Raw genomic sequence first — 19,780 nt, forward strand, 5'->3', positions numbered from 1 at the left:
GTTACGCGATACCCGGCACGCCCGTTGAACCTCCCGTGGAAACCACCGGCCCCACCGCCCCGGACCTGTCGGACTACCTCGGCCTGCTCCGCAGGCAGTGGTGGCTGGTCGTGCTCGGCTGTGCGCTCGGCGTCGGCGCCGGCTTCGGCGCCACCCAGGTCATGCCGAAGACCTACGAGTCCGTCACCTCGGTGCTCGTGCAGCCGGCCGGCCAGGACACCAACGTGGCCGGCGGCCGCACCAAGGGCGACATCAACCTCGACACCGAGGCGCAGCTCGTCGGCTCGACCCAGATCGCGGTCGGCGCGGCCGATCTGCTCCGCTCCGGCGACGCGCCGGACGTGCTGGCCAAGGGCGTGTCGGTCACCGTCCCGCCGAACACCGCGGTCCTGGAGATCACCTACAAGGCGCCGGACCCCGCCCGGGCGCAAACCGGTTCCCACGCCTTCGCCGAGGCGTACCTGCGCAACCGCGAGGCCAGCGCGCAGGCCGGCATCGACGCGCAGATCTCCGCCCTGAACAGCAAGGTCAAGCAGCTCAACACGAGCCTCACGCAGATCAACTCCAAGCTCGCCGATCTGCCCCGGGACAGCGCGTCGCGGCCGAGCCTGGAGAGCCAGCGGAGCACCAACCAGAGCCAGCTCAACTCGATCAGCGGCAAGCTCAACGACCTGACCACCGAGACGGTCAGCGCAGGCAAGATCATTAGTGACGCGCAGCTGCCCAGCTCGCCGAGCAAGCCCAACGGAAAGCTCAACCTGGCCACCGGCGCGATGCTGGGACTGCTGCTCGGGCTGTCGGTCGCGGTCGTCCGGGAGCGGCTCGACCGGCGGGTCCGCGCGGCCGCCGACGTGGAGCGGGCGGCCCGGGTGCCGGTGCTGGCCGAGCTCACGCTGGCCAGCGGCCCACAGCTCGACGAGGTCTTCCAGCCGTACGCGACCGGCGGCCGCACCTTCAACCGCCTGCGGAACGAGGTGCTGGCCAGCCTCCGTCCCGAGGACCGCGTCGTGGTCGTGGCAGGTGCCAGCCGGGGCGTGGCATCCACCCTGGTCGCCGCCAACCTGGCCGCCGCCATGGCGCGCAGCGGCAGCGAGGTGCTGCTGCTGGGCGCCCACCTGCCGGACAGCATCGCCGACGCAGCGCCGCTGGCCCGGCTGTTCGGAATCGGCGCCACTCCTGGTCTAGGGGACGTACTGACCGGCAAGGTCCCGCTGCGCGCGGCCGTGCAGCGGGCGCCCCGCGTGCCGTCGCTGCGGGTGATCACCACGGGTGGCACCGGCAGCGCCGGCGGGCTGCTCCAGTCGCAGGCGCTGCGTCAGGCGCTCGGCCAGCTTCGCCGCCGGGACTGGTACATCGTGATCGACGCACCCTCCACCGCCAGCAGCGCCGACGCGCAGAGCCTGGCCCGCCTCGCCGACGCGGCCATCCTCACCGTCGAGCTGCGCCGCACCCGCCGGCCGGAGGTCGTCGACGCGGTCGCCCAGCTCACCCGGGTCGGCACCCCGCTGCTCGGCACCGTGGTGATCCCCCGGCTGATGCCGGCCGTGGAGAGCCAGTCCGCGCTCGGCGACGACGACACGGATTTCAGCCACGACGAGGACATGCCGGACTTCGACGACCTGCGCGACCTCGACGCCTCCGGCGACGTGCTGCGCGACCGACGCGGCGAGCGCGCGACGATCGGCGAGCGCGGCGAGCGCGGCGAGCGGGGTGACCGCGGCGACCGAAGCGACCGCGGTGAGCCCCGCGGCGACCAATGGGCCGACAAGGGCCGCGACCTCCCCCGCGCCCGGCCCGCCGGTTCCGAGGAAGACTCCGGCGACCTGAGCGTGGCCGGCGTCAACCTCTCCGGCGACCAGCCCCGCCTGCGCAACCGGCCGACGTCGCCCCGCCGCCCGGGCCGCGCCAAGCCCGAGGACCCCGACACCGCGGTGCTGCGCCGGCTCGACGGCGAGACCCTCCGCGACATGGACCGCGCCGCCAACAATGGTCAGCACACCGCTTCGTGACCGCGGCCGCCCCGCTTCGGCGCGGCGGCCGCTGGCAGCGGACGTCTGGCTCCCCGCCTGGCCGCTGACCGGAATCCTGCTCCTCTATCCACTGTGGTGGGCACTCGGCCTCGGCGTCCTGATCTTCCCGTTGGCCGCCGTGCCGATGGCCTGGTACCTGATCAAGGTCCACAGCGCCGGCCGCCCCGTACGCCTGCCACCCGGTTTTGCCTTCTGGGTCGTGTTCCTGGCCGTGCTGGTCATCGGCGTGGCCGTGCTCGGCGCCGACCCGACGGGCACGGTGCCCGAGCGCGGGCTGGAGCGGATCCCCGGCGTGCTGTTCCGGCTCGGCGAGTACGCGGCGCTGACCGTGCTCCTGCTCTACGCCGGCAACCTGACCGAGCGCGAGCTACCCATCGCCAAACTGGTCCGGCAGCTCGCCTGGCTGTTCGCCGTCACGGTCGCCGGCGGCCTGCTCGGCGTCTTCGCGGGCACGTTCGAGTTCACCTCGCCGATCGAGCTCCTGCTGCCCGAGCACATCCGCGACAAGGGCTTCATCCGCAGCCTGGTCCACCCGTACGCGGCCCAGATCCACGACATCCTCGGTGACGACCGGCCCCGCCCGGCGGCGCCCTGGGGCTACACGAACACCTGGGGCAACAACTTCTGCCTGCTGATGGTCTGGTTCTGCGCGGCCGTGTTCGGCTCGGTCAACCGCCGCCGCACCAAGATCCTCGCCGTGGCCTGCCTCGCGGCCTCGGTCATCCCCGTGGTCATCTCGCTGAACCGGGGGCTGTGGATCGGCATCGGCGTCGCGGCCCTGTACGCGGCCGTCCGCCTGGCTCTCGCCGGCCGGGTCTGGGTGATCGGCGTCCTGATCGCCGCGCTCGCCGCGGTGGGCGCGGCCCTGGCGGTCACCCCGCTGGGCGACGTGGTCACCGCGCGGCTCGACAACGGCAAGTCCAACGGCGTCCGCTCGTACCTGGTCGAGCGGGCCGTGACCGGCGCGGTTGAGTCACCGTTGATCGGCTTCGGGTCGACCCGCACCACGATCGGCGGGCGGAACTCGATCACCGTCGGCGAGAGCCACGACTGCGAGCGGTGCGGCAACTTCACCATCGGCGGCAACGGCCAGTTCTGGCAGCTCATCTTCGCCCACGGGGCGATCGGCACCCTGGGCTACCTGGGCTTCTTCGGCTACGGGCTCTGGCGGTTCAGGCGGGACCGCAGCCCGATCGGCATCGCCGGCGGTTGCGCGCTGGTCGGCTCGTTCGTGGCGATGTTCTGGTACAACACGCTGGTCACCCCGCTGGCGTTCATGTTCCTCGCGTACGCGCTGCTCTGGCGCAACGCGCATCAGCCCCGGGAGAAGAGCGGAGTGACCCCTTGAGCCCTGTCGCCACGGCGCCGGCCCACCTACGCGCGCGGGACGCCCAGTTACGTTCGGCCTACCTGCGCGAGGTGCTGGACCTGCTCTATCCGGCACCCTGCTTCACCGACGGGGCTCCGGGCGACGACACCGACGGCCGGGTGGCCGGCACGGCGGTGGCCGACTACCTGGTGGTGCCCGACGTGCGGCGGCCCCGCCTGCTGGTGCCGGCCCGGTCCCGGCGGATCGCCGCCGCCGCGGTCCGCCGGTACGCCGAGCCGCAGGGCCGGATCGCCAAGCTCAAGCGGGACGCGGTGGTCACCGCGCTGCGCAGTGGGGCGAGCGCATTGCTGCTGCGGGACCGGATCCGCGTCTACGGGCCGGATGCCGAGACCATCGACGGCTACCTGCGGCGGGCGCTCGGTGCCGACGTCACGTTGAGCATCCACATCGGACCGGCGCGGGCCAACCGCAAGCCGGTGCTGCAGCTGATCGCCCGGGACGGTCACACGATCGGCTTCGGCAAGCTGGGCACCGGGCCACTGACCCGCCGGCTGGTGCGGGCCGAGACGTCGGCCCTGCAGGCGTTGTCGCACGCCGTGGTCGACGACGTCACCATCCCCACCGTGCTGCACAGCGGGCAGTGGCGGGGCCACCAGGTGCTGGTCCAGAGCGCGCTGCCGGTCTGGCAGCCGAGGGCGCCGCTCGGTGCCGAGCGGCTGGCCGCCGCCCAGAAGGCCGTCGCGCTGTGCTGCGGCACGTCCAAGGGCTGGCTGTCGACCAGCCCGTACTGGTCGGAACTGCGCGAGCGGCTGGCCGGGGTCACCGACCGGCCGGACGGTGCCGCCCTGGCCGCGGCCGCCCGTGACCTGGCCGCGCGGGCCGGCGACACCGACCTGCGCTACGGCGCCTGGCACGGCGACTGGGCGCCGTGGAACATGGCGGCGCTGGCCGGATCACTGCTGGTCTGGGACTGGGAACGGTTCACGCTGGGCGTGCCGATGGGGTTCGACGCGCTGCACTACGAGTTGCAGCGCCGGATCCAGAGCGACCCCGACGCGGAGGCCGCCGTCGAGCGCACCGTCACCCGGGCACCGCGGCTGCTCGCGCCGTTCGACGTGCCGAGGGAGGCGGCCGAGCTCACCGCGCTGCTCTACCTGATCGACCTGGCCACGCGTTATCTCGCCGATCGGCAGGCCGAGGCCGGTGCCCGACTCGGTGTGCTCGGCACCTGGCTGCTGCCCGTCCTCGTCCGCCGCGTGGAGGCGTTCCGGTGAAGTCGTCACATGTCCCGGCCCCGGTCAAGCGGATCGTCCATTTCGGATCCCGGTCGTACGGCCGGATCACCGCGCCCGCCCGGATGCTCCCGTCGTTCCTGATCTGTGGCGGTCAGCGGTGCGGCACGACCTCGCTGTACCGCGCGCTGGCCGCGCACCCGGTGGTGCTCAAAGCGGTGCTGCACAAGGGCGTGCACTACTTCGACACGGCGTACCAGCACGGACTGTCGTGGTACCGCGGGCATTTCCCGCTGCAGCGCACGGCGGACAAGGTGGCCGAGCGGTTCGGGATGCCGGCCCAGACCTTCGAGTCGAGCCCGTACTACATGTACCACCCGCACGCGGTCGCCCGGATCGCCCGCGACCTGCCCGGCGTCAAGCTGGTCACGCTGGTCCGGGACCCGGTCGAGCGCGCCTACTCCCAGCACGCCCACGAGCTCGCCCGCGGGTTCGAGGCCGAGCCGTCGTTCGCGCGGGCGCTCGCGCTCGAACCGGGCCGGCTGCACGGCCAGGAGGAGCGGCTCGCCGACGACCCGACCTACTACAGCTTCGCCCACCAGCACCACGCCTACCGGGCACGCGGCGAGTACGCGACGTATCTCGCGGCGATGGCCGGCCGGATCGGCCGCGACCGGCTGCTGGTGGTGGAGAGCGAACGGTTCTTCACCACGCCGGAAGAGGTCTACGACGAGGTGCTGGCGTTCCTCGGGCTGCCGAACATGGGCTACCCGGAGTTCGAGCGGCACAACGCCCGGCCGCGCGAGTCGGCCATGGACGAGCGGACCCGGCGCGACCTGACCAGCCATTTCGCGGCGTACGACGACCGCCTGACCGAATGGCTCGGCCACCCGCCGGTCTGGCGCCGATGACCGCGCCCCCGGCGCTCCCCGCGTTCGTCGCCGACTCGCCAGAATCGCCAGAAGCCGCGGCGGAGACGAAGAAGGCGATCGGCGGTGTCGCCCGGGGCGGGGTGGCGGGGATTCTCGGCGCCGGCGTGGCCGGGCTGGCCGGGCTCGCGGTCACCTGGCTGGTGGCACACCGGCTCGGGCCGGAGCACGCGGGCGCGTTCTTCGCCGCCACGGCGGCCTTCGTGCTCACCTCGACGCTCGCGAAGCTCGGCACCCAGACCGGGCTGGTCTACTGGCCGGCCCGGCTGCGCGCCCGAGGGCACGGGTTCCTGCTGGGCGCCTGCCTACGCAGCGCGTTCGCGCCGGTGGTGTGCGCGGCGCTGGCCGTCGGCGTGGCGCTGTTCGTGGGCGCGCCCGAGCTGGCCCGGCTGACCGTCGGTGACGCGGCGCCGCCGGTGCACGCGGCGCTGGTCACCCAACTGCGCCTACTCGCCGCGTTCGTGCCGCTGGCCGTGCTGTCCGACACGCTGCTCGCCGCCACCCGTGGCTACCGGCTGATCCGGCCGACCGTGCTGCTCGACAAGCTGGTCCGGCCCGGCCTCCAGACGGTCGGCGTGGCGGCGGTGGCGGTCAGCGGCGCGGCCGGCCCGAGCCTGTTCGCCCTCGCGTGGGCACTGCCGTACGTGCCGACCGCCCTGCTCGCCGGTTACGCGCTGCATCGCGCGCACACCAGGACCATGGGCGACATCGTGCCGACCCGGGTGAAGCGCTCGCACCGGGTCAGCATGCGCCGGGCGTTCTGGCGCTTCACCGGGCCGCGCTCGATCGCCTCTGTCGCCCAGCTCGCCCTGCAACGGGTCGACGTGCTGCTGGTCGCCGCGCTGGCCGGGCTCGGCGCCGCCGGCCTCTACGCGGTCGCCGGGCGGTTCGTCGTGCTGGGCCAGTTCGCCAACCAGGGCATCTCGCAGGCCGTGCAGCCCCGCCTGGCCGAGGCGCTCGCCCTCAAAGACCGCGCCGCCGCCAACACCCTCTACCAGACCGCGACCGGCTGGCTCGTGCTGCTCACCTGGCCGCTCTATCTGCTGGTGATGACATACGCGCCGGCGTACCTGGGCATCTTCGGCTCCGCCTACCGCGACGCGGCCACCATCGTGGTGGTGCTGGCCGCCGCGATGTTGGTGGCGACCGGCTGCGGGATGGTCGACATCGTGCTGTCCATGGCCGGCCGGACCGCCTGGAACCTGGGCAACGTGCTGGTCGCGCTCGGCCTGACGATCGCGCTCGACCTGGCCTTGATCCCCAAGCTGGGCGCGCTCGGAGCCGCGATCGGGCTCGCCGCCGCGGTCGTGGCCAACAACGTGCTGCCGCTCGCCCAGGTCGGGTTCGGGATGGGACTGCACCCGTTCGGCAGCGGCTGGCTGTCCGCGGCCGGGGTCACGGTGCTCAGCTTCGGCGTCGCGCCACGGCTCGTCGGCCTCGCCCTCGGGACAGGAGCCGGCGCCACCGTGACCGCCCTGGGTGTAGCGGTCACCACGTATCTGGCCGGTGTCCGCCTCCTGCGCGGGCCGCTCGCGTTGGACGCGTTGAAGGCGCTTCGCCCGGGTCGTCGCAAGAAGCGCTGACCCGCGCCGGGTTTACGGTCCGTCCGACGAAAGAGGAGAAACGTGGTCGCGCGTATCCCCGCCGCCGTTGTGTCCGTCATCGTCCTGGCCGCCGCACTGGCCGGATGCACGGCGACCGACCCGTCGCCGGCGCCGTCAGCCGATTTCGGCCGGCATCCGCCGGGGGTCGCGACCAGGACCGGACCGTTCGAGAGCGGACCGGTCAAGGCACCCACGGACAAGGTCTGGGTCGGCGCCTGGGTCAAGCCGGCGGTCTGGGGGCAGGCGGGACGCCGCGACGCGGTGCTCGGTGTCGAGAAGAAGCTCGGGCGGCGGTTCGACGTCATCAACACCTACCGGACCTTCGACGAGAAGTTCTGGACCGAGACCGACAAGGAGTACGTCAAGCGGGGCAGCATCGTCATGGTCAGCTGGGCCTCCGGCGACACGCGGTCCATGCTGGACGGTCAGCACGACGAGATGATCCGCGCCCAGGCCAAGCGCGTCGCGCGGGCGAAGCGGCCCGTGATGATGCGGTTCCGGTGGGAGATGGACCGGCCCAACCTGCGGGCGACGATGTGGTCGCCGGAGGACTACATCGCGGCGTGGAAGTACACCCGGCAGATCTTCAAGGAGGAGGGCGCGACCAACGCGTCATGGGTGTGGTGCCCGACCGCCGAAGGCTTCGACCGGGGTGACGCGCCGGCGTTCTATCCGGGCGACGACCAGGTCGACTGGACCTGCGTCGACGTCTACGCGAGCAGTTCGTACCGGCCACTCGACGAGCTCATGGGCAACTTCCTGAAGTGGGCGGGCCAGCGGCCGAAGCCGATCATCGTTGGCGAGTTCGGGGTGGCCCGCGAGTGGGGTCCGGACCGCCGCGCGGAGTGGATGCGGGACGCCACCCGGGTGTTCCAGGCCAACCCGCAGATCCGCGCGGTGGCCTACTTCGACTCGGATCCGGACGACAACCCGTCGACGCTGCACTTCAAGATCTCGGACGACGAGCAGGCGTTCGCGGCGTTCCGCGAGTTGGCGGATGCCCTGGCCGGGGACCGGCCCTAGCGTCGTGTCGCGGTGGCCAGCAGGCGCAGGGCGTACGGGGCGTCGTGGCGCAGGTAGCGGCGGGCCAGTCTGCGGGGTTCGGTCTTGAGCCGGTGCGCCCACTCCAGGCCGGCCCGCTGCATCCACGCCGGCGCGCGGTGCTGGAGGCCGGCGACGAAGTTGACGGCCATGCCGCAGCCGAGGAACCACGTGTCGGGCAGTTCGGCGCGCAGCCTGCCGATCAGCCGCTCCTGCCGGGGGAAGCCGATGCCGACGAAGACGAGGTCGGGTCGTGCCGCCTTGACGGTGGTGACGGCCCGGTCGACCGCGGCGGGGTCGGCGTCGAAGCCGAAGGGTGGGGACTCGTGGCCGGCGATCCCCAGGCCGGGGAACCGTTCGGCCAGCTTGTCGGCGGCCTGCTCGGCCAACGCCGGTGAGTCGCCGCCCAGGACGAACACCGAGCGGGCGTCCTCGGCCAGGCCTGCGGAGAGCGACCAGATGAGGCTGGAACCCGTGACCCGCTCCGGCAGCGGGTTGCGGGCCAGCCGGCTGGCCCAGACCAGCGGCATGCCGTCGGCGACGACCAGGGTGGCGTCGTCCAGGAAGGACCGCACCTCCGGGTCGAGCCTGGCCCGCCGGACGATGTCGACGTTGGGCGTGAGGATGCGCCCGCCGTCCCCGCGCTTCAACGCCTGCCGCACCACGGTGACCACTCGACGTTCGGTGATCATGTGGAGCCGCGAACCATCCAGGTGAACTCGGGCAAATCCGTAATGAAGCGACACTTCGGCTCTCCCGCTCGTTATGTATGTGAAACGAGCAAAGGTGGGTAAAAGTGGCACGAGTTCTCTTCGTCGGCGGACTGGGCCGCAGCGGCACCACGCTGGTCGAACGGCTGCTCGGTGAGCTGCCCGGGGTCTGCGCGCTCGGGGAGGTCGTGCACCTCTGGCAACGCGACATCCGCGGCGACGAACGCTGCGGATGCGGCGACCGCTTCTCCGCGTGCGAGTTCTGGACCCGGGTCGGCGAGCTCGCCTTCGGCGGCTGGGCCAATGTCGACGTCTACCGGGTGCTGGCACTCCAGGCGGCGGTGGAACGGACTCGGCACATTCCCCGGCTCGCCTCGACCCGGCTGCCCGAGGACTATCGCGTGCGGGTGAGGGAGTACGCCGGTTACTACACCGCCGTCTACCGGGCGGCCGCCGAGGTGACCGGGGCGTCCGTGCTCGTGGACTCGTCCAAGCACAGCGCGCTGGCCCACTGCCTGCGCTGGTCCGCCGACCTGGACCTGCGGGTGGCACACGTCGTGCGCGACCCGCGCGGCGTCGCGCACAGCTGGACCAAGGTGGTGGCCCGGCCGGAGACCGACGGCGAGAGCGAGATGACGCGCTACTCCCCCGGGCGCTCGGCGATGCTCTGGAATGCGCACAACGCCGCGTTCGGCCTCCTCGCCCGCCTCGGGGTGCCGTTGCTGCGGGTGCGCTACGAGCAGTTCGTCGCCGACCCCCGCGCCGCCCTGCTCGAGCTGGCCTCCTTTGCCGGGCTCGGTCTGGGCGAGTCCGATCTGGACTTCCTCTCCGAGTCCCACGCCGACCTGACCCTCGGCCACAGCGCCGCCGGCAACCCGATGCGGTTCTCGGTCGGCCGGATACCGCTGCGCCGTGACGACGGCTGGCTGCGCGGCCTCCCCAACACCGACCGGCGTCTGGTCGGTGCCGTGTGCGCCCCGCTGCTGCGCGCGTACGGCTACCCGGTCATGGTCTCCCGCGGAGGCACGCGGTGACGCCCTGGCCGTCGGTCGGTGTGGTGATCCCGACCCGGAACCGGCCCGAGTTGCTCCGGCGGGCGTTGGAAGCGGTGCGCCGGCAGGACTATCCCGGACAGTTGCGGGTCGTGGTGGCGTTCGACCAGACCGAGCCGGACCTGTTGCTGGCCACCACGGACGGCGTACCGGTGATGGTCATCTCGAACTGGCGCACGTCCGGTCTGGCCGGCACCCGCAACAGCGGGATCCTCGCCCTCGACACCGACCTGGTGGCCTTCTGCGACGACGATGACGAGTGGGCGCCGGACAAGCTGCGGGTGCAGGTGCCGGCGCTGCAGGCCTCCTCGGCCGAGTTCGCGACCTGTGCCATCGCGGTGTCGTACCAGGGAAAGGTCACTCCCCGGCTGGCCGGGATGGCCTCGGTCGGCGTCGCGGAGCTCGCCCGCTCGAGGATGGCGATGCTGCACTCGTCGACCTTCCTGATGAAGCGGTCCGCGCTGGTCGAGTCCGACCGGATCGGGCTGGTCGCGGAGGACGCGCCGGGCTCGCAGAACGAGGACTGGGACCTGCTGCTGCGGGCCGCCCGCCGGCATCCGATCGTGCACGTCGACGAGCCGCTGGTGCAGGTGCTCTGGGGGCGCAGTTCGCATTACGCGTACGAGTACCAGACCAAGATCTCCTCGCTGCGCTGGATGATGGAGCGGCATCCGGAGATCAGTGGCTGCGCACCTGGCGCGGCCCGGGTCTACGGCCAGCTCGCCTGCTGGAACGCGGCCTCCGGCAACCGCGCCGAGGCGTGGAAGTGGACGCGGCAGGCCGTGAAGGCCAACTGGCGCGAGCCGCGCACGGCGATCGCGATGGCCGCCCTCACCCGCGCGGTCAAGGTGGAGAACGTGCTCTCGACCCTGCACCGGTACGGCCGGGGGATCTGAAACTGTCACTGGTCGCGGCTACATTCACGCCGTGAAGGTGACTGTCGCCGACGGCGTCGGGCTCAACGTGCTCCACACGGCGGGCCCGTCGGCGCCCGCGTTCGTGCTCGTCCACGGGTTGGCGTCCAACGCGCGCCTCTGGTCCGCGGTGGCCGCCTCGTTGGCTGCCGCTGGGCATCCCTCCTATGCCGTCGACCTACGCGGGCACGGCGAGTCAGACCTGCCCTCCTCGGGGTTCTCCACGGCGGTCGCGGCCGCCGACCTGGCCACGGTGATCTCTTCCCTCGGTCTCGAGCGACCCGTGGTGGCCGGGCAGTCCTGGGGCGGCAACGTGGTGGTGCGGTTGGCGGCCACCCACCCTGACCTGGTCGGTGCGCTGGCTCTGGTCGACGGCGGGTGGATCGACCTGCCTTCCACGTTTGGTTCATGGCCGGCGTGCGAGGCGGCGTTGCGGCCACCTCCGCTCGACGGGCTGCGGGCTGCGGACTTCCGCGCTCGGCTGCGGTCCGGACATCCCGACTGGTCCTCGGAGGCGATCGAGGCGACGCTGGCCAACCTACGGGTCGGCCCTGACGGGCTCGTGTCGCGGCGGTTGCCGGTCCCACGGCACATGGAGATCCTGCGGAGCATGTATGACGAGCCGCCTTCGCAGTGGTATCCCGCGTTGACGATGCCCGTCCTGCTGATGCCGGCCGGACGCGGTCTCCCCTCGCCCGCGGTCGCCGACGCCATCCCCCGCGCCCGCGTCCGTCCTTATCCCGGTGGCGACCACGACCTGCACGCCCAACGGCCCGCCGAGGTGGCCGCCGACCTGCTGTCGCTGGTGCGGTCATGAGCCGGCTGCTGGTGGTCATGGGCTCCGGTGAGACGGCGCCGACGATGGTCAAGCCCCACCGGGCGGTGTTCGAGCGGGTGACCGGGCCGGGCGTGCTGCTCGACACGCCCTACGGCTTCCAGTCCAACGCCGACGACATCTCCGCGCGCGCGGTCCGCTATTTCGACCAGAGTGTCGGGCGCGCGGTCTCGGTGGTCTCCTGGCGCCGGCCGCCGGTCGACGCGGTGGCCCGCGAGCTCGCGCTCACGTCGCTGCGGGCGGCGGGCTGGGTGTTCGCCGGGCCGGGCAGCCCGACCTACACGCTGCGCCAGTGGCGGGACACCGCCGTGCCGGAGCTGCTGGCCGACAAGCTGACCCGTTCGGGCGTGGTGCTGTTCGCGTCGGCGGCGGCGTTGACCTTAGGCACCCACACGGTGCCGGTCTACGAGATCTACAAGGCCGGCATCGAGCCGCACTGGGAGCCCGGGCTCAACCTGATCGAGGCGGTGTTGGGTTTCCCGGCGGTGCTCATCCCGCACTACGACAACGCCGAGGGCGGCAACCACGACACCCGCTACTGCTATCTGGGCGCGGAGCGCCTGGCGTTCCTGGAGGCCGAGCTCCCGCCTGGCCATCTGATCATCGGCGTCGACGAGCACACGGCGGTCGTCTTCGACCTCGACGCGAAGACGGCGACGGTGTCGGGCAACGGGGTGCTGACGCTGCGCCGGAGCGGCGAGAGCGCGATCTTCCCCGCGGGCTCGGTGCTGTCGTTCGGTGACCTTTCCGCCGGTCCGTCGGCCACTGTCATCGCCGCTCCGATCCTCGCCGCGCCGGCGGTGGCGGCCGACCAGCCGTCGTTGCGGGGCACGGCCGATGCCCTGGAGGTCCGGTTCACCGCGGCCCTCGACGCACGCGACGTCGCCACCTGCGTGGCGACGATGCTCGAGCTCGAACAGGCCATCGTCGACTGGGCGGGCGACACCGAGACCAGCGACGGCGCCGACCGTCCGCGGTCGCTGCTGCGCGGCATGGTGGTCCGGCTCGGCGAGCTGGCCCGGCGAGGCGCGGCCGACCCGGCGGAGACGGTCGGGCCGTTCGTCGAGGCGTTGGTGGAGCTACGCACCCGGGCGCGGGAGCACCGCGACTACGCCACCTCCGATGCGGTGCGCGACCGGCTGACCGCGGCGGGCGTCGAGTTGCGCGACACCGCCGACGGCCCGACCTGGCACCTCATGACCGATTAGCCATTGCTCGCCCCGCATAGAATTCCACACGCGACCGTCCACGAAGGGGCCGAGCGTCATGGAGGACCGGACCGTCTCGAAACTGCGGGTCCAATACGAATCGGACTGGCCGCGTTATCAACGGTTCGCGGACGCGCTGCGCATCCTGCTCGACAGCCTGTGCCGGGAGACCGAAATAGAGATCGACTCGGTGCAGGCGCGGGCGAAAGACGGCAAGAGCGTCGCGGAGAAGCTTCGCCGCAAGACCTACAAAGACCTGGACGCGCTGACGGACAAGGTCGGGGTGCGCGTCATCACCCGATACCTCGGCGACGTCCAGGAGGTCACCGATCTGGTCGAGCGCGAGTTCGAGATCGTCGAGGCGGTCCACCACGGCCGCGGCAATGTGGCCACGTTCGGCTACAGCAGCGAGCACATGCTGATCCGGCTCCGCGAGCCGCGCAGTTCGCTGCCCGAGTGGAGCGACTACAAGGACCTGGTCGCCGAGTTGCAGGTCCGGTCGATCCTGCAGCACGCGTGGGCGTTGATCAGCCACAGCCTCGAATACAAGACCGAGAGCGAGGTCCCGGAAGACGGTCGCCGCAAGCTCTACCGCGTGGCGGCGATGCTGGAGGCCAGCGACGAACTGTTCGACGACTTCCGCGAGAGCGTGACGTCCACCCGGAAGCGCTACCGCTCGCAGGAAGGCCGCGCCGAGTGGCGAAGCCTGCCGGTCGACCGGGACGCCCTCCGCGAGATGTGGTCCAAACTGCCGATCCGCCAACTCCACGAGTCGGCCGTAGCGGCGGGCTGGCGATCCGACGCCGACACGAAGTCCATGATCGACCTGTGGTCGACGGCAGAGGGGCAGAGCGACACGTCGGGGTTCTGGGAGAGCAGCGTCTCACGGCTGGTGGCGGTCCTGCGCCGGAGCGGCATCGACAACCTGGGCGAGCTCGCCGACCTGATGACGACGGTGGCCAACGAGGCGGCGTGGTTGACGGCCTTCCGCGAGGAGAGCACCGCCTACACCCCGTGGGCGGTGGCCCCGGACATCGTGCTCCTGTACCTGATCTGCGTCGGCGGCGACGCGGAACTGGAACGCATAGCCCGCCGAAGCGGCCTGAACGAAGACCTCACGGACGCGGCGGCCCGCTTCTCGAAGCGCCAGCCGACCACCGAGCGCGCGACACGCGACCGGCCCGCCGGCAGAGCGCCTCAACCACCCCGCCAAACCGGACCACGCGGCGACCGACCAGCAACCCAACCCGCAGCATCGGACTAGCCGCTTAACGCGAGCAACACCGCCGTCACAGCCAAGCCACCTTTCCGCACCATCCGGACCACCCGCTTGTCGCGAGCAAGACCACCCGTCGCAACCGAGCCGCCCTTTCCCGGCCATCCAGACCAGCCGCTCATCGCGAGCAAGGCCAACCGTCGCAACCGAGCCACCCTTTCCGGGCGATCCGGAGACGTCGCTTACCGCTCGACGAAGCCGTGCTCGCGCAGGATGGCGTCGATGCGGGCGCGGTGGGCAGCTTCCCACTCGTCGAGGGTCTCCGCCGCCTCCGCGGCGAGCTTCGCCTGGGCGTCGGCGAGGACCGATGTGCGGCGGTCGTGCGGGATCACCACGACGCCCTCCTCGTCGGCCACCACCAGGTCGCCGGGCTGCACCAGCACGCCTCCGCAGCGGGCCGGCTCGTTCAGTGGGGCCACGGCCGCCTTCGTGCCCGGCTTGGGAACCACTCCTCGGGCGAAGACCGGGAAGCCCATCTCGCGCACCTCGGCCAGGTCGCGGATCACGCCGTCCACGACGAAGCCCGCGATCCCCCGCCGCTGTGCGACGGCGCAGACGTTCCCGCCGGCCACCGCATAGTCGACGTCCCCTGTCTCGACGACCACCACCGAGCCGGCCGGTGCACGGTAGATCGCCGCGTGCAGCATCAGGTTGTCGCCCGGTGGGCAGCGGACCGGATAGGCCGGACCCGCGATCCGCGGCGCCGGCGTCCACAGTGGGCGGATGCCGAGATCCATCACCTGGTCGCGGTCGAGCAGGTCAGCGAAGGTGGTGGTGGGCACGTACGCGAACTCGTTCAGTAAGGGCACGTTGTCAACGCTTTCCGTTGGATAGCACGCTCGGGACCACGGGCACCCGCTGGCGCAGGCCCCACCGCACGATCGGCGGGTAGGCCAGGCCGGCCACCGCGAACACCGCCGCCAGCGCGATCCAGCCCGGCCCGCCCCAGCCTATTACCAAGCCCGTGAGCAGCGGCGGCGCCAACATGTTGCCGATTTGGCGCCCGGTTTGCAGTGCGCCCTGGTACTGGCCCTGTGCCCAGTCCGGCGCCAGGTCGAAGGCGACGGCGAACGTCGCGCTCGACAGCCAGAGCTCGCCCAGCACGTGCACCGCCGCGGCCGTCAGGATCAGCGCGCCGGCCAGTCGGGCCGAGCGGCCTGCGGTCAGGGCGAAGAGGACGCAGGAGGCGGCCACTACCAGCGCCCCGCGGCGGCTGACCGGCACCGCTTCGGTCGCCGTCGACACGCCTCGGGACGCCCAGACCTGGAGCGTCACGCAACCGACCGTGTTGACCAGCAGCGCCGCGGACACCACGGCCGCCGGTGCGTGCGTGCGGGTGACCAGCCACAGCGGCAGGGCCAGCGCGAGCAACCCGTTGTAGAGGGCCGCGACCACGCCGTCCACCAGCGCGAACGCCACGAACGGACGATCTCGCAGGGCCGCCAGCCGTGGCCCGCCGACCGGCCGCGGCGCCCGCGTGACCTCGCCGGCGCGGCTGGCCACCACGGCCGCGAGCAGGTAGCTCGCCGCGTTGCCGAACAGCACGGCCAGATACCCGGCCCGGCTGTCGAGCAGCAACGGCACCGCGGCCGCGGCCGTGCCGAGGGCGATGCCGGCGTTGTTGGTCGAGCGGATGAACGCGCGCGTGCGGACCCGCTCCTCCGGTGGCACCGCACCCGCGATCATCGCGCCGGTCGCCGCTTTGACCGTCGCGTCGCCCACCGCGATCACGCAGGCGAGCAGCGCGTACGACCACAGGTGGTGCACCCGCGTCAGCCCGGCGAAACACCCGGCGAGCGCGACCAACGCCGTCACCTGCACGCGCCGGGCACCCCACCGGTCGACCAACGCCCCCATCGGCGTGCTCAGCCCGATCCCGGCGAACGCGGCGGCGCTGAGCCCCAGCGCGACCTGACCCGGCGTCAGCCCGACCGACCGGGTGAGGAACAACGCCCCGGTCGCCAGGTACGCGCCGTTGCCAACGGTGTTCACCAGGGTGGCGAACATCAGGACCCGCGGCGTACCGGGCGCCGGTAGCAGCTTGCCGATCACGGACCGATCTAACAGTACGTACGTACGGTTTGCAACTATGAGGGCGCTCACGTGGTAACCGGACTCGCGAGTCCGGTACGGTCCCGCCATGGCATTCGCTCGCATCAGCGACGCCGTCCGGGAGCTGGCCTTCGAGCCGACGCTCCCGCCGGACGAGGCGCTCGACAGGTACTACGCACCCGACTACACCCACCGCGCCGACGGGGAGGTGCTCGACCGAGCCGCCTTCGCCGAGATGGTGGCCGGCATGCGCGCCCGCATCGCCCGCGGCACCGTCACGGTCCTCGACGAGCTCCAGGTCGGCTCGACGTACGCCGAACGACACGTCTACGACGTCACGATGACCGACGGCACGGAGTTGCACCGCGAGATCTACTTCTTCGCCGAGTACGCGCCGGACGGCCGCTTCCGCTCGGTCAACGAGACCGGCTTCGACGTGCCCTGATGGTCGGCCCACCGAGTCGCGCGGACGCCCGGCGCAACCACGACCGGGTCCTCGCCGCCGCCCGCGAGCTGTTCGCCCGGCACGGCCTGAGCGTGACCGTGCCCCAGGTCGCCGAGCGCGCCGAGGTCGGCCGGGCCACGGTCTACCGCAGCTACCCCACCAAGGACGACCTGATCCTGGCGGTAGCGCGAGACGGGTTCCGCCAACTGGACGAGCGCCTCGACGCGGCACTGGCGGATCCCGAGCCGTACGCGGCGCTGTGCGGTTTCGTCCCCGATCTGTTCGAGACGCTCGCCCGCGACCGCGGCCTGGCCGAAGCCTTCTTCGAAGGCCACCTCGTGCCCGCCGCCGAGCTGCTGCGAAAGCTCGCCCAGCTCGTCGAGGCGGCCAAGCCATCGGGCCGGATCCGCCAGGACCTGACCGAGCTCGACCTCCGCGTCGTCCTGTGTGGACCGGCCCGCCAACTGATCGAGTTGGACCAGTGGGACCCACCGACCTGGCACCGATACGCGGGCATGGTGCTGGATGCGCTGCGGCCCAGTCGCGTACCCGAGGGGCTCTCGGGTTAGATTTGGCCGGCCAGAAGATCAGCATGGAGGTCGGCATGCGCTACCGGAAGCTCGGGTCCACGGGAACGATCGTGTCGACTCTGTGCCTCGGCACGATGACGTTCGGCAACGAGACGGACGAGGCCGGCTCGCACGCCCAGCTCGACCGCTTCGTCGAGGCCGGCGGCACCTTCCTCGACACCGCCGACGTCTACTCGCGGGGCGTCTCCGAGCAGATCATCGGGCGCTGGCTGGCCGCCCGGCCCGGCGTACGCGACAAGCTCGTGATCGCGACCAAGGGCCGCTTCCCGATGGGCGACGGCAACAACGACGCCGGACTGTCCCGGGTGCACCTGTCGCGGGCGCTTGACGCGAGCCTGGCCCGGCTCGGTGTCGAGACGATCGACCTCTACCAGGCGCACGCCTGGGACCCGCAGACCCCGATCGAGGAGACGCTGCGCTTCTTCGACGACGCCGTGCGCGCGGGGAAGATCCGTTATGTCGGTGTCAGCAACTTCGTCGGCTGGCAGCTCCAGAAGGCGACGCTGCTGGCCCGGTTCGCCGGGCAGGCGCCGATCGTGACGGTGCAGCCGCAGTACAACCTGCTGGCCCGCGACATCGAGCACGAGGTCGTGCCGGTCTGCCTCAACGAGGGCATCGGCATCCTGCCGTGGTCGCCGCTCGGCGGCGGCTGGCTGACCGGCAAGTACCGCCGCGACGAGCTGCCCACGGGCGCGACCCGGCTGGGCGAGAACCCGAACCGGGGCGTCGAGGCGTACGCCGGCCGCAACGCCGCCGAGCAGACCTGGGAGGTCGTCGATGCCGTGCGCGAGGTCGCCAAGGCGCGCGACGCGTCGATGGCGGCGGTCGCGCTGGCCTGGCTGGCCGACGCACCCGCGGTCACGTCGGTGATCCTCGGCGCCCGCACGATCGAGCAGCTCGACGACAACCTGACGGCCGGCGACCTCGTGCTCGACGCCGCCGAGCGCGCCCGCCTCGACGAGGCCAGCGCCCCGCGCGTCGCCGACTACCCCTACGGCCCGGCCGGCGTTGGCCAGCAGTCCCGCAAGGTCCCTTAAGAGCAGCCGACGAACTGCGCCGGTCCGAGGTCGCAGTTCGTGCCCGTCACCACCGCTCCGGTCTGGTCGAAGAAGCGCACGTTCCAGCCCGGCGACAGGTCCCGCAGGACCGCGTAGCCGAACTCGCGCCGGGTGATCAGCTGGCCCAGCGGCTCACCGTCGACGTTCTTGCCGATCATGTCGGCGTCGACCCAGTCCTGGCGGTCGAGCGTGGTGCCCGACGCCCCGACGGTGAGCTGCGGTGGTCGCCGGGCCGCGGTGGTGACGCCGAAGTCGAGCGCCTGGTAGAGATGCACGTGGCCCGACAGCACCACGTCGATCCGCTGGTCGAGCTGGTGCGCCGCCGACGCCCGCACCGCGTCGTCGAGCAGCTCGTCGATCCACTCCGGGTTGTTGTTTGCGGTGCGCCCGTGCACGGCCCACAGCGGCGTGTGGCTGAGCAGGAAGTTGTCTCCACCGCGGACAAGGTTGTTGTTGATCTGGTTGAACTGCGCCGTGTAGGTCGCCAGCCGGGCGCCGTGGTCGCAGGTCGACCCCTCGTCGGACGCGCACGACGTGTCCATCAGGATCAGTCCGAGCGTCCCGGCGTCGATCCGCTCCGGCGGCGTGAAGTCCTCGGGGCTCGACCCGGAGCACGCGGTCGTGCTCGGCGTGGTCGCCAGGTAGCGGAACCAGACCTCCCCGCTGCGCCCGCAGTTCTCGTGGTTGCCCCGGACGAACACGAACGGCGCCTGGCCGAGCAGCTTCTCCGCCGGCAGGAAGAAGTCGGTGACCAGGCAGCCCCAGGTGTGCGCGTTGTTGCCGAGCCCGGCGGCACCACACAGCGGCGTCGGCTGCCGGCTCGGCCTGGTCCGGTAGAGGTAGTCGCCGACGTGGACGGCCAGGTCGGGCGGCACCGGCCGGACGGCGGCGCTGTCCGTCACCGGTATCAGCGGCCAGCCGGGTGGGGTGCAGTCCTGCATCGGCCCAGCGGCCGGGATGCGGCACCCCGTGTCACCGATGACGGCGATGTTCTCGGGGCGCCGCTTGCTCGCGCCCGGCTGCGTCCAGTCGGGCAACGGCACGACACCGAACGGATCGGGATGCACGGGCACGCCGACACCGCTCACGTCGATCCGCGCGGCGGTCGCGGCCCGGTCGACCCGCAACGCACAGAGCGTCGCCGAGGTCGGATAGCGACCGACACGAGACTCGACGGCCATCTGCCGCGGCGACGACTGCCCGCCGACGGTGACCACCAGCGCAGGGCAGCCGGTCTCCGGGGTGGCGTACCTGACCTGGGTGCCGCTCGGCGTCAGCTGCGTCCAGGCCCAGCCCATCCGCGGCGGGTCCTGCGGCCCGTAGCCGCTGTCCTGTCCGGCATCCGGCCGCGCGGCAGGCGCCGGCCCGGAACCGAGCGCCGCCACCAGCACGACGCTGACCGCGACCGCGAACCGCATAACAGATCGACGTTTCACCCGGGGGATCATTCCAGGAGAAACCGAGCAAATAGGGC

At 72.0% G+C, this 19,780-nt stretch carries 18 protein-coding genes; 14 read left to right on the forward strand and 4 right to left on the reverse strand.

All coding sequences use genetic code 11. The features are described 5' to 3' along the window. The first annotated feature begins 35 nt into the window (after positions 1–35). The 6 genes from AB0J88_RS11890 to AB0J88_RS11915 are packed head-to-tail and all read left to right on the forward strand — an operon-like array spanning position 36 to position 8,148. Positions 36–2,009 (forward strand): Wzz/FepE/Etk N-terminal domain-containing protein, encoded by a 1,974-nt coding sequence (locus tag AB0J88_RS11890; RefSeq protein ID WP_364345782.1) that lies wholly within the window; start codon positions 36–38, stop codon positions 2,007–2,009. Then, the gene (locus tag AB0J88_RS11895) at positions 1,987–3,378 is read left to right on the forward strand and encodes a hypothetical protein (RefSeq protein WP_364345780.1); all 1,392 of its coding nucleotides are present in this window, start codon (positions 1,987–1,989) and stop codon (positions 3,376–3,378) included. The genes AB0J88_RS11890 and AB0J88_RS11895 overlap by 23 nt, the downstream gene beginning before the upstream one ends. Then, entirely contained in the window at positions 3,375–4,634 is a 1,260-nt protein-coding gene (locus tag AB0J88_RS11900; RefSeq protein WP_364345779.1) for a hypothetical protein, read from the forward strand. Before AB0J88_RS11895 ends, AB0J88_RS11900 begins: the two co-directional genes overlap by 4 nt. Then, on the forward strand, positions 4,631–5,503 hold the full coding sequence (locus AB0J88_RS11905) for a sulfotransferase (protein WP_364345777.1): 873 nt from the start codon (positions 4,631–4,633) through the stop codon (positions 5,501–5,503). The genes AB0J88_RS11900 and AB0J88_RS11905 overlap by 4 nt, the downstream gene beginning before the upstream one ends. Continuing rightward, entirely contained in the window at positions 5,500–7,104 is a 1,605-nt protein-coding gene (locus tag AB0J88_RS11910) for a lipopolysaccharide biosynthesis protein (protein ID WP_364345775.1), read from the forward strand. Before AB0J88_RS11905 ends, AB0J88_RS11910 begins: the two co-directional genes overlap by 4 nt. Before the next feature lie 42 nt (positions 7,105–7,146). Then, positions 7,147–8,148, forward strand: coding sequence for a glycosyl hydrolase (locus AB0J88_RS11915; RefSeq protein ID WP_364345773.1), 1,002 nt, complete (start codon positions 7,147–7,149; stop codon positions 8,146–8,148). Here the strand turns inward: AB0J88_RS11915 and AB0J88_RS11920 are convergent. Next, a complete protein-coding gene (locus tag AB0J88_RS11920; protein ID WP_364345771.1) occupies positions 8,145–8,858 on the reverse strand; it encodes a WecB/TagA/CpsF family glycosyltransferase in 714 nt (237 codons plus the stop codon). The two genes, AB0J88_RS11915 and AB0J88_RS11920, sit on opposite strands and share 4 nt — an antisense overlap. A 104-nt stretch (positions 8,859–8,962) precedes the next feature. Between AB0J88_RS11920 and AB0J88_RS11925 the strand changes: the two genes are divergently transcribed. From AB0J88_RS11925 to AB0J88_RS11945, 5 genes are read left to right on the forward strand one after another with little or no spacing between them, the layout of a single operon-like run. Further along, complete coding sequence (locus tag AB0J88_RS11925; RefSeq protein ID WP_364345769.1) at positions 8,963–9,910, forward strand: sulfotransferase domain-containing protein; 948 nt, start codon at positions 8,963–8,965, stop codon at positions 9,908–9,910. Then, positions 9,907–10,824 carry a glycosyltransferase family A protein gene (locus tag AB0J88_RS11930; RefSeq protein ID WP_364345767.1) on the forward strand — a complete coding sequence of 306 codons (918 nt, stop codon included), beginning with the start codon at positions 9,907–9,909 and terminating at the stop codon, positions 10,822–10,824. The genes AB0J88_RS11925 and AB0J88_RS11930 overlap by 4 nt, the downstream gene beginning before the upstream one ends. Before the next feature lie 31 nt (positions 10,825–10,855). Next, entirely contained in the window at positions 10,856–11,659 is an 804-nt protein-coding gene (locus AB0J88_RS11935; protein WP_364345765.1) for an alpha/beta fold hydrolase, read from the forward strand. After that, a complete protein-coding gene (locus AB0J88_RS11940) occupies positions 11,656–12,885 on the forward strand; it encodes a hypothetical protein (protein ID WP_364345763.1) in 1,230 nt (409 codons plus the stop codon). Before AB0J88_RS11935 ends, AB0J88_RS11940 begins: the two co-directional genes overlap by 4 nt. Before the next feature lie 58 nt (positions 12,886–12,943). Then, entirely contained in the window at positions 12,944–14,149 is a 1,206-nt protein-coding gene (locus AB0J88_RS11945; protein ID WP_364345761.1) for a hypothetical protein, read from the forward strand. A 194-nt stretch (positions 14,150–14,343) separates the two neighbouring features. Here the strand turns inward: AB0J88_RS11945 and AB0J88_RS11950 are convergent, their stop codons facing one another. Together AB0J88_RS11950 and AB0J88_RS11955 are read right to left on the reverse strand one after the other, a co-directional pair. Then, positions 14,344–14,970, reverse strand: a complete 627-nt coding sequence (locus AB0J88_RS11950) for an RraA family protein (RefSeq protein WP_364345759.1) — start codon at positions 14,968–14,970, stop codon at positions 14,344–14,346. A 4-nt stretch (positions 14,971–14,974) separates the two neighbouring features. Next, positions 14,975–16,213, reverse strand: coding sequence for an MFS transporter (locus tag AB0J88_RS11955; protein WP_364345757.1), 1,239 nt, complete (start codon positions 16,211–16,213; stop codon positions 14,975–14,977). Positions 16,214–16,301: 88 nt separating this feature from the next. Between AB0J88_RS11955 and AB0J88_RS11960 the strand changes: the two genes are divergently transcribed. Genes AB0J88_RS11960 through AB0J88_RS11970 form a run of 3 tightly spaced genes read left to right on the forward strand, consistent with a single transcriptional unit; the run spans position 16,302 to position 18,285 of the window. Beyond that, entirely contained in the window at positions 16,302–16,658 is a 357-nt protein-coding gene (locus AB0J88_RS11960) for a hypothetical protein (protein WP_364345755.1), read from the forward strand. Then, positions 16,658–17,227, forward strand: coding sequence for a helix-turn-helix domain-containing protein (locus AB0J88_RS11965; protein WP_364345753.1), 570 nt, complete (start codon positions 16,658–16,660; stop codon positions 17,225–17,227). Before AB0J88_RS11960 ends, AB0J88_RS11965 begins: the two co-directional genes overlap by 1 nt. Before the next feature lie 35 nt (positions 17,228–17,262). After that, on the forward strand, positions 17,263–18,285 hold the full coding sequence (locus AB0J88_RS11970; RefSeq protein ID WP_364345751.1) for an aldo/keto reductase: 1,023 nt from the start codon (positions 17,263–17,265) through the stop codon (positions 18,283–18,285). On the opposite strand, the gene AB0J88_RS11975 is transcribed toward AB0J88_RS11970, so the two are convergent. Further along, positions 18,282–19,742, reverse strand: coding sequence for a metallophosphoesterase (locus tag AB0J88_RS11975; protein WP_364345749.1), 1,461 nt, complete (start codon positions 19,740–19,742; stop codon positions 18,282–18,284). The genes AB0J88_RS11970 and AB0J88_RS11975 overlap by 4 nt on opposite strands. Positions 19,743–19,780 lie beyond the last annotated feature (38 nt).

This window comes from Asanoa sp. NPDC049475 (assembly GCF_040676915.1).
Lineage (GTDB): Bacteria > Actinomycetota > Actinomycetes > Mycobacteriales > Micromonosporaceae > Asanoa.

Bases quoted from the DNA above. Each gene is read 5' to 3' on its own strand.
- AB0J88_RS11920 (WP_364345771.1), bottom strand. From the start codon at position 8,858: ATGATCACCGAACGTCGAGTGGTCACCGTGGTGCGGCAGGCGTTGAAG.
- AB0J88_RS11960 (WP_364345755.1), top strand. From the start codon at position 16,302: ATGGCATTCGCTCGCATCAGCGACGCCGTCCGGGAGCTGGCCTTCGAG.
- AB0J88_RS11945 (WP_364345761.1), top strand. From the start codon at position 12,944: ATGGAGGACCGGACCGTCTCGAAACTGCGGGTCCAATACGAATCGGAC.
- AB0J88_RS11940 (WP_364345763.1), top strand. From the start codon at position 11,656: ATGAGCCGGCTGCTGGTGGTCATGGGCTCCGGTGAGACGGCGCCGACG.
- AB0J88_RS11895 (WP_364345780.1), top strand. From the start codon at position 1,987: ATGGTCAGCACACCGCTTCGTGACCGCGGCCGCCCCGCTTCGGCGCGG.
- AB0J88_RS11965 (WP_364345753.1), top strand. From the start codon at position 16,658: ATGGTCGGCCCACCGAGTCGCGCGGACGCCCGGCGCAACCACGACCGG.
- AB0J88_RS11970 (WP_364345751.1), top strand. From the start codon at position 17,263: ATGCGCTACCGGAAGCTCGGGTCCACGGGAACGATCGTGTCGACTCTG.
- AB0J88_RS11910 (WP_364345775.1), top strand. From the start codon at position 5,500: ATGACCGCGCCCCCGGCGCTCCCCGCGTTCGTCGCCGACTCGCCAGAA.